This is a genomic window from Stenotrophomonas sp. PS02298, from assembly GCF_029959445.1.
Lineage (GTDB): Bacteria > Pseudomonadota > Gammaproteobacteria > Xanthomonadales > Xanthomonadaceae > Stenotrophomonas.
The window spans coordinates 1-12376 of sequence record NZ_JASCOR010000009.1 but is presented as its reverse complement, the minus strand read 5'-3'; the positions used below and the strand labels follow the sequence as shown (position 1 = coordinate 12376).

Genomic DNA, 12376 nt, shown 5'->3' with positions numbered 1-12376 from the left:
GCTTCCTTCGCCCCCCGGCCCGGCAGCGGTCGGTGCCATCTGCAACCAGCATCACGGCCCGAAAACGAAGAAGGCGCCCCGCAGGGCGCCTTCCAGGGAGCCGGCCGCAGCCTGGCTCAATGATTGAACACGATGTCGGCGATGATGCCGGTGGCGATGGCCACCATCAGCATGTTGCCGCGGTCATCGCGGATCCAGCGGTGGCCGTAGGGCGGGCGGCGCACGTGGTAACGGTTGTAGTCGTTGACCACATAGACCGGGCCGCCGTAGTAGTTGCTGTAGCGGTGGCCGCGCTCGAAACCATACGGGCGGTACACCACGCGCGGCGGCGGTGCGTAGTAGCGGCGGTCGTTGTAGCGGGCGTCGCGGTAACCCTCACGGTAGCCATTGGCGTAGTGGCGACGGTCGTCCCGACGCTCATGGCGGTCGTGGCCGCGGCCGCGATCATGACCCCTGCCACGGTCGTCCCAGCCGTGGCGGCCACGGCGGGTGTCCGTCACGGTCACCCGCCGCAAACGCCGGGGCGGTGGCACCTAACGCCAATACGGTGGTCATCGCAGCGACAACAAAGCGGTTCATCTTCATGGGTGGCCCTCACTGGGTTGGTGGACGGTTTCCATGATGCTCACTTGATCTGAACGGTTTCCGGCTGGAAACGATTACGGTCTTTCCCATTCATAAATCAGCAAGCGCCCCACCCGCCGCCGCCGGCCATGCCGGGGTTCCGGTTATAATCGGGGATTCCCTTTTGCCTTTGGCTCTGTCCTCGCTGGACCGGGCGCAGGCGTGCGCTACGGAGACGTCATGTCCTCGCAATACATCTACACCATGAACCGCGTCAGCAAGGTGGTCCCGCCCAAGCGGCAGATCATCAAGGACATCTCGCTGTCGTTCTTCCCCGGTGCCAAGATCGGCCTGCTGGGCCTGAACGGCGCCGGCAAGTCCACCGTGCTGAAGATCATGGCCGGCGTGGACACCGATTTCGAGGGCGAGGCCCGCCCGCAGGCTGGCATCAAGGTCGGCTACCTGGAGCAGGAACCGCGCCTGGACCCGGCCCAGACCGTGCGTGAAGCGGTCGAGGAAGGCGTGGGCGAAGTGCTGCAGGCCCAGGCCGCGCTGGACAAGATCTACGACGCCTATGCCGAGGAAGGCGCCGACTTTGATGCACTGGCAAAGGAACAGGAACGGCTGGAAGCCATCCTGGCCGCTGGCGATGCCCACACGCTGGAGAACCAGCTGGACGTGGCCGCCGATGCGCTGCGCCTGCCGCCGTGGGACGCGGTGATCGGCAACCTGTCCGGCGGCGAAAAGCGCCGCGTGGCACTGTGCCGCCTGCTGCTGCAGAAGCCGGACATGCTGCTGCTCGACGAACCGACCAACCACCTCGACGCCGAGTCGGTGGAATGGCTGGAGCAGTTCCTGGCGCGCTACACCGGCACCGTGGTGGCCGTCACCCATGATCGCTACTTCCTGGACAACGCCGCCGAGTGGATCCTGGAACTGGACCGCGGTCGCGGCATTCCGTGGAAGGGCAACTACACCGAATGGTTGATGCAGAAGGACGAGCGCCTGAAGCAGGAAGACAACCAGGAAAAGGCCCGCCAGAAGGCGATCCAGAAGGAACTGGAGTGGTCGCGCCAGAACGCCAAGGGTGGCCGCACCAAGGGCAAGGCCCGTCTGGCCCGCCTGGAAGAGCTGCAGAGCGTTGACTACCAGAAGCGCAACGAGACCAATGAAATCTTCATCCCGCCGGGCGAGCGCCTGGGCAACTCGGTGATGGAGTTCAAGAACGTCTCCAAGAAGTTCGGCGAGCGCCTGCTGTTCGACAACCTGTCGATGATCATCCCGCCGGGTGCCATCGTCGGCATCATCGGTCCGAACGGTGCCGGTAAGTCGACCCTGTTCAAGATGATCACCGGCCAGGAAAAGCCCGATTCGGGCGAGATCGTGGTTGGCCCGACCGTCAAGCTGTCCTACGTCGACCAGAGCCGCGATGCGTTGACCGGCAACCACAACGTGTTCCAGGAAATCGCTGGCGGCCTGGACATCCTCAACATCAACGGTGTCGAGATCCAGTCGCGTGCCTATATCGGCCGCTTCAACTTCAAGGGCCAGGACCAGCAGAAGCTGGTCGGCTCGCTGTCCGGTGGTGAGCGTGGCCGCCTGCACATGGCCAAGACCCTGCTGCAGGGTGGCAACGTGCTGCTGCTCGACGAACCGTCCAACGACCTGGACATCGAAACCCTGCGTGCGCTGGAAGATGCGCTGCTGGAGTTCCCGGGCAACACCTTCGTCATTTCGCATGACCGCTGGTTCCTGGACCGCATCGCCACGCACATCATTGCCTTCGAAGGTGACTCGCACGTGGAGTTCTTCCAGGGCAACTACCGCGAGTACGAAGAGGACAAGAAGCGTCGCCTCGGTGACGATGCCGGTCCCAAGCGCCTGCGTTTCAAGGCACTGAAGTAATACCCGACAGACGGCCGCCCAGTGCGGCCGTCTGCTTTTGGCGACGGCACCGAACAGCGCGTTCTTCGCTTCAAAGCCCCTCTCCCGTTCACGGGAGAGGGGTTGGGGTGAGGGCAAGCTCTGCACAGGAAACTGGCAGCCCTTGCATCAGCCCAAAAGGCTTGAAGAGCGGAAGAGCGGGTGAAGCACCCCTCATCCGCCCCTTCGGGGCACCTTCTCCCGCATGCGGGAGAAGAAAAGGCAGGACTCCGTTTTCGGTTCCTGCGACGGATGGCAGCACGCCCCGCTCCCGCCTCCGGCCCCCTCTCCAACCCAGCGAGAGGACACAGCCTGCAATCCACGGAATTCCCCCATGTCCCTGCTAGACCGAATCTTCAAACTGCAACAGCACGGCACCAGCGTCCGTACCGAGGTACTGGCCGGTATCACCACCTTCCTGACGATGTCCTACATCGTCTTCGTCAACCCGGAGATCCTCGGCACCACCGGCATGGACCCGGGCGCGGTGTTCGTGGCGACCTGCCTGGCAGCAGCAATCGGCTCGGCGGTGATGGCACTGGCGGCCAACTATCCGGTCGGCATGGCACCGGGCATGGGCTTGAATGCGTTCTTCGCCTTCACCGTGGTGGGTGCTGCAGGGCTACCCTGGCAGCAGGCGCTGGCGGCGGTGTTCATTTCCGGCATCGTGTTCTGGGTGCTGTCGCTTACCGGCATCCGCGCCTGGCTGGTGGCCGGTATTCCTGCCTCGCTGCGCTCGGCAATCGTGGCCGGCATCGGCCTGTTTCTGGCCATCATCGCGTTGCAGAAATCGAACGTGATCGTTGCCAATGAAGACACCATGCTCACGCTCGGGCCGCTCAATACTGCACCTCCCCTGCTTGCCCTGGCCGGCTTCCTGCTGATCGCCATTCTCGAAGCACGCAAGGTGCGCGGCGCCATCCTGATCGGCATCCTCGCCGTCACCGGCATTGGCTGGGCGATCGGCTCGGTGCAGTACCAGGGCATCGTCTCGCTGCCGCCGAGTCTGGCCCCGACCTTCCTGCAACTGGACCTGCCCGGCCTGCTGCACCACGACGGCGGTGCACCGCTGGCGGTACTGTTGCAGGTGGTGCTGGTGTTCGTGCTGGTGGAAGTGTTCGATGCCACCGGCACCCTGTACGGCGTACTCGGCCGCGCTGGCCTGCTGAAGCTGGAAGACGGCAAGAAGCGCTTCAGCCGCGCCTTGCTTGCAGACAGCAGCGCGATCGTCGCCGGCTCGCTGCTGGGCACCAGCTCCACCACCGCCTTTGCCGAAAGCGCCTCCGGCGTGCAGGTGGGCGGCCGCACCGGCCTGACCGCATTGGTGGTTGCCGCGCTGTTCCTGGCGGCGCTGCTGTTCTCGCCGCTGGCGGCGATGGTACCGTCCTATGCCACCGCGCCAGCACTGCTGTTCGTCGCCGGCCTGATGCTGCGCGAGTTGGTGGAAGTGAAGTGGGATGACCTGACCGAGTCGGTGCCCGCCGCACTGTGCGCATTGGCAATGCCGTTCACCTACTCCATCGCCAACGGCCTGGCCTTCGGCTTCATCGCCTACGCGGCGCTGAAGGCAGGTACCGGCCGCTGGCGCGAAGTCCACCCGGCGGTATGGCTGGTGGCTGGGCTGTTCGTGCTGAGGTATGCACTGGAGTGATTGCAGGGACCGGCGCAGCGCCAGCAGTGGCAGAGGTCAGCCAATCCCCATCACGGCAACGGTCCCTGCGAACACGAGCATGCCACTGGCCACCGAGAACACCGCCAGTGCCAACACGCTGCGCCACACGGTCGACCAGATCGGCTGCTGCTTGAAGAACTGCACCAGCGAAACCACGGTGTAAATCATGCCCAACGCGCCGGCCAGCGCCTGGGTATGCGGCACCCAGCGGTGCAGCAGCACCAGTACCGTCCAGATGACGAAGGTCTGCACGGTCAGCAGCGTGGTGATCACCAGCCACTCCGGATAGTTCAGCTTGCTATAGCGGTTGAAGACCACCCGGAACACCAAGGCCTCGATCGGCAGCAACATCAACGTGAACGCCGCGAAATGGGACTCGATCCAGGCACCGACGGTGCGCGAGGCATCCATGAACCGCTGCATCTCAGCCGGCAATGTCTGGCCAGCAAGCAGTGCTTCGGATGCACCGCCGTCGACGATGCTGGTGCCGACGAGCAGGCGATTCAACAGCAGCACCGCCGCCGACATCATCGTGATCAGCAGCAGTGGCTTGACCTGGTTGCCGCGTCTTCCCTCGATGTAATCACGCAACAGCGGACCCGGCCGGCCCATCAGCTGCTTGAGCGAATACAGGATGCCCCGGTCCATGTGCAGCACGCTGTGCTCCAGCTCATGGCCAAGGAAATGCCAATCGATGCGGTGCGCCGGCGTGGGCTGGCCGCAATTGGGGCAATACTTTTGATCACGCCCGGCTACCGCGTGATTGCAGTTGATACAGCTGGTGTCGACCTGCATCCCCATGCATGGCCCCCTTTGATGGCAAGCTGGCATTCTAGAACGAGGCCAATACGCTACGCCACGGTCATTCGGAATCAGGCCGACCGCAACTCAGGACCGGCAATGCCCGGCACGGCGGACCCACAGACGCCCACCAGCGCCCGGACCGCGGGGTACTGCGGAAACCAGCCCGAACCGCTAGTTGTATTGAATCGTGAACGTGGCGGCACCATTGGCCCGGCCTGGCGTCACCCGACCGGCACGGGTCTGGATGTAGCGCGCGCGTAGCGGCAAGCTCAAGGTACTGGGGCCCGACACGCTCGTTCCGAGATCGATGTTCTCGGCAAACCGCAATTGCCTTTCACTGCTGCCGGTGCGCTGCACCATCTCAATTGCTATGCCAGCTGCCGCGTCCGCGGCAGCAGTCAACGGCAGCACACCTGGCAGGTTCGAGCTGTCCTGGACAGCGTCCAGTCGAATACCGATCCGGCTCTGGAATTGGGGGACATTACTGCCTTGGCAATCCAGGCGGATATCGAAATCACGATCACTCGCACGCGTACCCACGCCGGTAAAGGCACTGGCCGGTACCGATCCGAAATCCACGACAATGTTGCGACTGCCCGCCTGCACGGAGCAGGTAGCGTTGACCACGGTCGTTCCGCTCCCGCGGAAGGTGGAAACAAGCACCGGCCGGCCTGCTCCATCACCATCAAAGTAATACGTCGTGAACCTGCCAGGTGGAGCAATCAGCCCTGAGCCGGTAACCGCCGCCGTCTTGATCAACTCCACGCGAAACGTGCCAGCAGCAAGACGCACACTACTGGAGTTCGGTAACAACAACGTATGCGGATAGAAGGCCTTGACCGTTCCCGAGTCACGGTAGACACGGATGCCGACACCTGCAACGTCGGTGGCATATACGTCACTGAAACCCGGCACCCGTGTGGCCTGCGCGGCGTTGTTGAAGATGCCAATCGCGCTGCCTCCGCCATTGCATTGCGCAACACCGGCACGCTCGTTGATCGCGACCACCAACTCCTTGATCAGCCCTCCCACCGGCACGCTTGGCAGAATCACCACCTGGCCCATGTCCATCTGCACATCCTGGGGCACGAACGTCCCCGGATTGAGCGCACACCTGGCCTGTGCGCCCGACGCCAGCAGCAAGCCGACAAGTGCACCAGCAAGCTGATGCGGCTTGCACCACGCCACATTGGTCAGCGACATATTGCCTCCAACTTGATGAAACCCACCGACTGCGTCTCCGCTCCAGCAGCCGCGGGCAACTGATAGTCAAAGCTGCATTGCTGATCGACCGCCCCGCCCCAGGCAAGCTGCAGGTGTCCCCGATCCTGCTCACTGCGCAGGTACAGGCGTCCGGCCTGACCGACCATGCCCACCGGCTGCCCCTGCGCATCCTTGGCCTGCGCACCAAAGGGCAGCAACTGACCATCCACGCCACGCACCTGGATCAGCAACGCCCGCCCTTTGCGCGTCTCGAAACGCAGGAAGCTGATCGCACCGGCATACGGCGCCACCGATTGACTGCTGCTGTCCAACTCGACTTCACGCGACATGTCCTGCGGATCCAGGGTGATCGTTGTAAGCCGGTACGGTGCGGCGTAAGGAACCACCGCATATCCCCTGCCATCGATGCGCAAGCCTGCGGCACTGGTCAGGCGGGCATCACGCGCCCCCTCGGCCTGGACCACGACCATCGTCTCACCGCGCTGCGGGCTCAATGTCACGCCACCGGCGTGCGCGACGAAACTACCAGCAGCCCCCACCGATAGCTGGCGGAAATCCTTGGAATAGCCGTACGAGGCATTGAGCGCCGCATGGCGGCCTTGATAGTTGGCATTGGCAATTCCGGTGGTTCCTCCAACACGACCATCGGACAGGGCGACGCCATAGTTGAGGCTATTCTCCGGCCCGGTGCTGCCGGTGATGCCGATGCGGCTGTTGTCATAGCCACCGTGCTCACGCAGCCCAAGATCGGCACTGAGCGACAGCGGCCGCCCCTTTCGCCCCAGTGGCAGGCTCACGCTCAACAGGTACTGCGTATCCTTGTTGCCAAACTGACCATCCTCGGTGCGCAGCGCCGAAAGTCCGAAATTGAGCGAACGCCATGCGTTGTTGTAGCCCAGTTGATACTGCGTATTGCTGCCGGGAAGATCGTAGAAATCACGTACCGCGCCGGTGAGGTACAGGGCGCCCCAGCGTTGCCCAAGCGGCTGGTTCAGGGTCAACTGGAATTGGCTGCGTTGGCGACCGGCGGGCAGCGTACTGAAGCCCCGGTCGATCGCATCACGCGCGTACAACGCATCCTGCAGACTGTAGAACCCGCGCGTGGAGTAGCGATAGGCAGCAAGTGTAAGGTTGGTGCCGGTGTCGCCAAACAAGGTGCTGTAGCTCACACGCACGCTCGATCCTTGGCGCCTGCCTGTCTGTTCCAGCTCGGTGCGGGCATGGGTGACATCAGCGGCAAACGCACCAATCGTTGTCGATACACCTGCTCCGTACAAGAGCGAGCCATAGCCCTCACTCAGCGCAGTACCGGCGTAAAGCGTCAGCTGATTGCCGATGCCGCGCTGGTAGGTGCCTTGCAACAGCCATGGCTCATCCAGCAAGCGCTCATCGCGGACCTGTCCTGCGGTCAACGCATATCGCGATACACCAGGGCGCAGCATCTGCGACACCGATCCAAATGGCACCTTGAACGCCCTTTGACGCCCATCGGCCTCGACAACGGTGACCTCCAGGTCACCGCCATACCCCGTGGGGTAGAGATCCTCGATCACAAAAGCACCCGGCGACACCGTCGCCGAATAGATCAATTGCTGGTTCTGGCGGATCTCAACCCGCGCATTGGTTTCGGCGATACCACGCACGACAGGTGCATAGCCACGCAGCGAGTCAGGCAGCATGCGATCATCGCTGGCCAGGCTGATACCGCGATAGCCCACCGAATCGAACAACTCACCGTTGCTGAAGGACTCACCAACGGTCAGCATGCCGCGAACCTTTGAAATCCCACGTTGCGCATAGGTGGCAATGCGCTGCCAATGGCTGCCGTCGCGATCAGCTTCATTCCAGGTCAGGTTGGCGTCTTGGCGGAATTGCCACCCAGCGAGGTTCACGCCCATGTTCAAGCCAAGATAGGCATTGCGGTTGCGATCCCCGCCTGCCAGCCGGATATCACTGTCCATTGCATTGAAGCTGTAGCCCACAAATGCAGCGTTGATGCCACGATCCCACAGCGCCGGGTTGACGTAGCCACGGGCCTCGCGGCGCAGGAAGGCCTGCGGAATACTTACGTCGTAACGGAGGTCTGCACTGTCGTAGCTTCCGAATGCGTTGGCCATGCGCTGCTGTATCTGCACGCAACCATCGACATCAGCCGATGGCTGCGCCGGCTCCGTCAACTGCGAGGTATCCACACCCAGTTCCTCAAGCAATGGCAGGCCGAGGCAGGCACCCACGGCACCATCGCGGTCGGCCTTGAACTGCAGATCACGACGTCCCTGCCAACTACCATTGACATAGATATCCACACGATAGGTTCCCGCGACCATTGGGTTGCCGTTGATGAAGGCGGAAAGATCCACCTTCTGGCCCGTGCCGGAAAGGAAATCAGCGTCGAACTGCGCCTGCACAGGCGCAGGTGCCATAGCGGCAGTCGATACCGGTTCGCCAAGGTTCGCCGTTGCTTCCGGAGCAGCCCACAGCACTGCCGGACTCGCCACGATTGTGGTCGTGCATATGCGCACAAGCCAGGTCACTGGGCTGCCAACAAGCACGCATCGTATGGAGTTTGCCAATCTGTTTTCACTCACACTGACATTCCTTCAAGACGATTGCGCGACAACTGACACAAGGCCACCTCGCCTTTCACATTCCGGCTCAACCGCCTGCGTCGACGCTGACCGTGTACTCCATGCGTCCGCCATAATCATTGATGCTGACAAAGCGCACCTGGTCGACGTTTCCAACGATTTCAAACCGCAGATCCTGTAAAGGACCAACCATCTTCCCCTGGCGCTCCAGGCTGCGTTCAACTCCACCTTCGCGGGCGTACACCTCCGCCAACGTCACGTGATACGGCGTTGTGTTGCGGACCCGTAGAGCGCCAGCATCGCGCTGCCAATGCAATGCCGCAGGAGCTTGGTTGGCGCTACCGGAAAGGCCTTGTGGCCGATAGAACAGCTTTATCCGTGAGCGGAATGCCACCTGAAGATAGTTCTGCTCCTCGCCATCTGCCTGCGGTGAGGGCGGCACATCCAGGACGTTGAGCCAGAACACCGACTCGCGATCAGCAGGCAGGTCAGCACCGGTAAAAACCAGGCGCAATGCCTGGCTGCGCCCGGGCTCCACCCTGCTGATTGGTGGCGTCAACATGAAGGGTGCATCGCTGTTCTCGGCAGTCTGCGCCTGATCGCCAGCATCCACCCACGCCTGGACCAACGATGGCGAGTCACCAACGTTGTCTATCTGCACCGTCACTTCGCGTGCCTGTGCGGGATAGACCACACGCGTACCGTTGACAACCACGCCTGCCAGTACCTGTGATGGAAGCAACAATCCAAGTCCGCCCAGCAGCATCCATATGGAAAAAAACTTCATCACAGAAAGTGCATCCGAATGAAACACCGCCGGCCGAGTGTCCGGCCGGCGATGCAATAGCCAGGGATCAGTTGTAGATGATCGTGTACTTCACGCTGCTGGTGACTTCGCCGGGCGTGGATGCACCGGTCGCGTAGTACTCGACGAAATAGTTCAGGTCGGCAGAGCCGCCGGCATTCACCGTCACCCACTGCGAGTTGGCCTGGGTGCTGCCCGCACCGGCAGTCACCACCGGCAGGAACTGATTGTTGCTGCCCAGCAGCTGCAACTGCACCTGTGTTGCACCGGTGGTGGTTGCCACGTTGTTCAAACGACCAGTGCCAAGATCAATCGTCGCACCCGGCTCAAAGTACGTAGCCACGTTGCCAGGATTGCAGTCGGAGAGATTGATAGAGAAGGGCGTGCGGCCTGCCACCTGTCCGGCGGCAGCCAAAGTGCTGCTGGAAACGGTAGGCAACGTGACGGTGAAGTCCTTGCCTTGCGGCGTCACGATGGTACAGGTTTTGTCGGTTACCTCACCGTTGAAGGTGATGGTGCCATCGACGGCGTTGGCGGCGAACGGTGCCGCGGCCAACAGGAGCACGGAAAAAATATTGATAGCGCGCATTGCTTGTATCCAACCCTGGGAAAGTAAGAGGCGGAGGAGAAAGCAAGGTGTGCTGCGGACTCAAGCCCATCCTTGCGTTGCATCCGTGTCAAGGCCAATGGCAATCCATCAACCCAGGGCCGCACGTTACCGTCACGGATCGTGACTTGCTTCACGAAATTTGTGATTTGAAGCATCCAACCGAAGCGAACACAAAGCATGTTCAGCACGCATATGTTTTGCGAAACGCGAGGTACAGTGCGAAGTAGCGGTACTACTCGGCGATGCCATCGCTGCGACTTCACAGACCGACATGCAAAGGCAATATCAAGATTGATGTTGATCACGATCAGCGCGTGATCACCGCTGGCAGAACAACTATTTGCCACTTATGGATGACGCGCGAATGGTGCCTACTGAAGTCCCTCAACGCGGAGAACCGCCATGACCCGATATCTTCTACTGGGTGTGGCAATGGTTACGCTCACCAGCTTGGCACATGCCAGTTCCGGCTCCATCCGCTTCAGTGGTCGCATCGTTGATCCCGGCTGCAACACCAGCCTTGCAGTAGCCCAGCAACAACTGCGCCTGGAAGGCTGTCCATTGGCAGCCTTGGGTGCAGAGGTAAGTGTATCCACGATGGAAATGGACAGTTCAGCACCTGGCAACAGCGTCCTGACCACGCGTGCGCTGAGCAAGTCCACTGCGCATTCCGACGCACGGGTGTTCTCGCAACAGTATCGACTGGATACATTGCAGCAGCCAACATCGGCAAGCAGCTACCTGGTTGTCATCAACTACCCGTGATGCCAGCTCGACCCTGGCTCAAACCAGATCAAAGCGAGCAGCGATGATGTCCTCGATCGGGGGTATCATCGCTCCAGCTCAAACACCTGCCGCAGATACGACAGGTAGCCCGGATCATCACACATGCTCTTGCCGGGCGAATCACTGAGCTTGGCCACCGGCTGACCGTTGCAGCGGACCATCTTGATGACGATGTTCAGCGGCGTCGGGCCCAGGTCGTTGGTCAGGTGCGTACCAACACCGAAGGCAACCTGGCAGCGGCCACGGAAGTGGTCGTACAGCTGCATCACCTTCTCGATGTTCAAGCCATCGCTGAACACCAGCACCTTGCTGGTCGGGTCAACGCGATTGGCCTTGAAATGGGCCAGCATGCGGTCACCCCACGCAACCGGGTCGCCGGAGTCATGGCGCACGCCATCAAACAGCTTGCAGAAGTACATGTCGAAGTCGCGCAGGAAGGCGTCCAGCCCGACCACATCCGACAAGGCGATACCCAGGTCGCCGCGGTACTCGCGTGCCCAGGACTCCAATGCCGCCACCTGCGAGTCACGCAGGCGCGGGCCCAGCGCCTGGAAGGCCTGCAGATACTCATGCGCCATGGTGCCGTGCGGGGTCATCCCATACATGCGCGCGAAGTACACGTTGCTGGTGCCGACGAACTGCGGGCCAAGCGCGTCACGCAGCATCGGCAGCATCGTGCCATGCCATTGCCGCGAGTAGCGACGGCGGCTGCCGTAATCGGCGATGCGGCAGTTCTCGAAGCCGGCGGTATCGCGCAGCAGCGCAGTCTTGGCCTGCAGGCGGCGCTCGCCTTCGGCGAAATCAGCGGTGGTGGTGTTGCGGAACCAGACTTCGTTGATGATCGCCAGCAACGGCACTTCGAACATGATGGTGTGCAGCCACGGCCCGGTGATATCCAGCTCGATCTCACCCGGCACGGTTTCCGATGCACGCAGGCTGATGTACTTGCGGTCCAGGTGGAACAAACCGAGGAAATCGGCGAAGTCCGGCTTCACGAAGCGCAGCCGACGCATGTATTCCAACTCGTCGGCGGTGAAGCGCAGGCTGCACAGATGATCGATCTCGGCACTGATCTCGTCCATGTACGCGGCCAGGTCAATCCCCGGCGTACGGCATTTGAACCGGTACTGGACGATGGCGCCCGGGTACTGGTGCAGTACCGCCTGCATCATCGTGAATTTGTAGAGGTCGGTGTCGAGCAGGGATTGGATGATCATGCCCGGCATTATGCGCCGGCTGGCGGCTCCGGTTCAGCAGCCGCTGGGGCTTGTTCATGGTCTGTGGCGGGCACTGGGGTTAGGGCGGAGGGTGATTGCTCGAAGAGCACCCCTCCCCAGCCCTCCCCTTGGCTGCGCCAAAGGGAGGGAGCAATGCACGCTTCTGCCCCCTCCCTTTGGCGC

The 12376-nt window shown here is 61.9% G+C and carries 9 protein-coding genes and 1 pseudogene; 3 read left to right on the top strand and 7 right to left on the bottom strand.

Annotation, left to right across the window (positions count from 1 at the left end; all coding sequences use genetic code 11):
* Positions 1-116: 116 nt before the first annotated feature.
* Positions 117-585 (bottom strand): annotated as a pseudogene (locus QMX78_RS02755) (RcnB family protein).
* 219 nt (positions 586-804) lie between these two features.
* Between QMX78_RS02755 and ettA the strand changes: the two are divergent.
* Both ettA and QMX78_RS02745 read left to right on the top strand, forming a co-directional pair.
* Complete coding sequence (gene ettA, locus QMX78_RS02750; protein ID WP_282266307.1) at positions 805-2469, top strand: energy-dependent translational throttle protein EttA; 1665 nt, start codon at positions 805-807, stop codon at positions 2467-2469.
* 352 nt (positions 2470-2821) lie between these two features.
* Complete coding sequence (locus QMX78_RS02745) at positions 2822-4138, top strand: NCS2 family permease (RefSeq protein WP_282266305.1); 1317 nt, start codon at positions 2822-2824, stop codon at positions 4136-4138.
* 36 nt (positions 4139-4174) lie between these two features.
* Here QMX78_RS02745 and QMX78_RS02740 read toward each other — a convergent pair whose 3' ends face one another.
* The 5 genes from QMX78_RS02740 to QMX78_RS02720 all read right to left on the bottom strand — a co-directional run bounded on the left by QMX78_RS02740 (position 4175) and on the right by QMX78_RS02720 (position 10169).
* A complete protein-coding gene (locus QMX78_RS02740; protein ID WP_282266303.1) occupies positions 4175-4960 on the bottom strand; it encodes a DUF3667 domain-containing protein in 786 nt (261 codons plus the stop codon).
* Between the two features lie 174 nt (positions 4961-5134).
* Complete coding sequence (locus QMX78_RS02735) at positions 5135-6166, bottom strand: fimbrial protein (protein ID WP_282266301.1); 1032 nt, start codon at positions 6164-6166, stop codon at positions 5135-5137.
* The gene (locus QMX78_RS02730) at positions 6157-8685 is read right to left on the bottom strand and encodes a fimbria/pilus outer membrane usher protein (protein WP_282266299.1); all 2529 of its coding nucleotides are present in this window, start codon (positions 8683-8685) and stop codon (positions 6157-6159) included. The genes QMX78_RS02735 and QMX78_RS02730 overlap by 10 nt, the downstream gene beginning before the upstream one ends.
* Positions 8686-8842: 157 nt before the next feature.
* Complete coding sequence (locus tag QMX78_RS02725) at positions 8843-9562, bottom strand: fimbria/pilus periplasmic chaperone (RefSeq protein ID WP_282266297.1); 720 nt, start codon at positions 9560-9562, stop codon at positions 8843-8845.
* Between the two features lie 67 nt (positions 9563-9629).
* On the bottom strand, positions 9630-10169 hold the full coding sequence (locus tag QMX78_RS02720) for a fimbrial protein (RefSeq protein ID WP_282266295.1): 540 nt from the start codon (positions 10167-10169) through the stop codon (positions 9630-9632).
* A 423-nt stretch (positions 10170-10592) separates the two neighbouring features.
* Here QMX78_RS02720 and QMX78_RS02715 point away from each other — a divergent pair, with 423 nt between their 5' ends.
* Entirely contained in the window at positions 10593-10955 is a 363-nt protein-coding gene (locus QMX78_RS02715) for a hypothetical protein (protein WP_282266293.1), read from the top strand.
* Between the two features lie 65 nt (positions 10956-11020).
* On the opposite strand, the gene pncB is transcribed toward QMX78_RS02715, so the two are convergent.
* Positions 11021-12193: a nicotinate phosphoribosyltransferase gene (gene pncB / locus QMX78_RS02710; protein WP_282266291.1), complete on the bottom strand. Its 1173-nt coding sequence runs from the start codon at positions 12191-12193 to the stop codon at positions 11021-11023.
* Between the last annotated feature and the right edge of the window lie 183 nt (positions 12194-12376).

Coding starts and splice junctions, on each gene's coding strand:
- QMX78_RS02720 (WP_282266295.1), bottom strand. CDS start 10,169: ATGCGCGCTATCAATATTTTTTCCGTGCTCCTGTTGGCCGCGGCACCG.
- QMX78_RS02740 (WP_282266303.1), bottom strand. CDS start 4,960: ATGGGGATGCAGGTCGACACCAGCTGTATCAACTGCAATCACGCGGTA.
- QMX78_RS02715 (WP_282266293.1), top strand. CDS start 10,593: ATGACCCGATATCTTCTACTGGGTGTGGCAATGGTTACGCTCACCAGC.
- QMX78_RS02745 (WP_282266305.1), top strand. CDS start 2,822: ATGTCCCTGCTAGACCGAATCTTCAAACTGCAACAGCACGGCACCAGC.
- pncB (WP_282266291.1), bottom strand. CDS start 12,193: ATGATCATCCAATCCCTGCTCGACACCGACCTCTACAAATTCACGATG.
- QMX78_RS02725 (WP_282266297.1), bottom strand. CDS start 9,562: ATGAAGTTTTTTTCCATATGGATGCTGCTGGGCGGACTTGGATTGTTG.
- ettA (WP_282266307.1), top strand. CDS start 805: ATGTCCTCGCAATACATCTACACCATGAACCGCGTCAGCAAGGTGGTC.
- QMX78_RS02735 (WP_282266301.1), bottom strand. CDS start 6,166: ATGTCGCTGACCAATGTGGCGTGGTGCAAGCCGCATCAGCTTGCTGGT.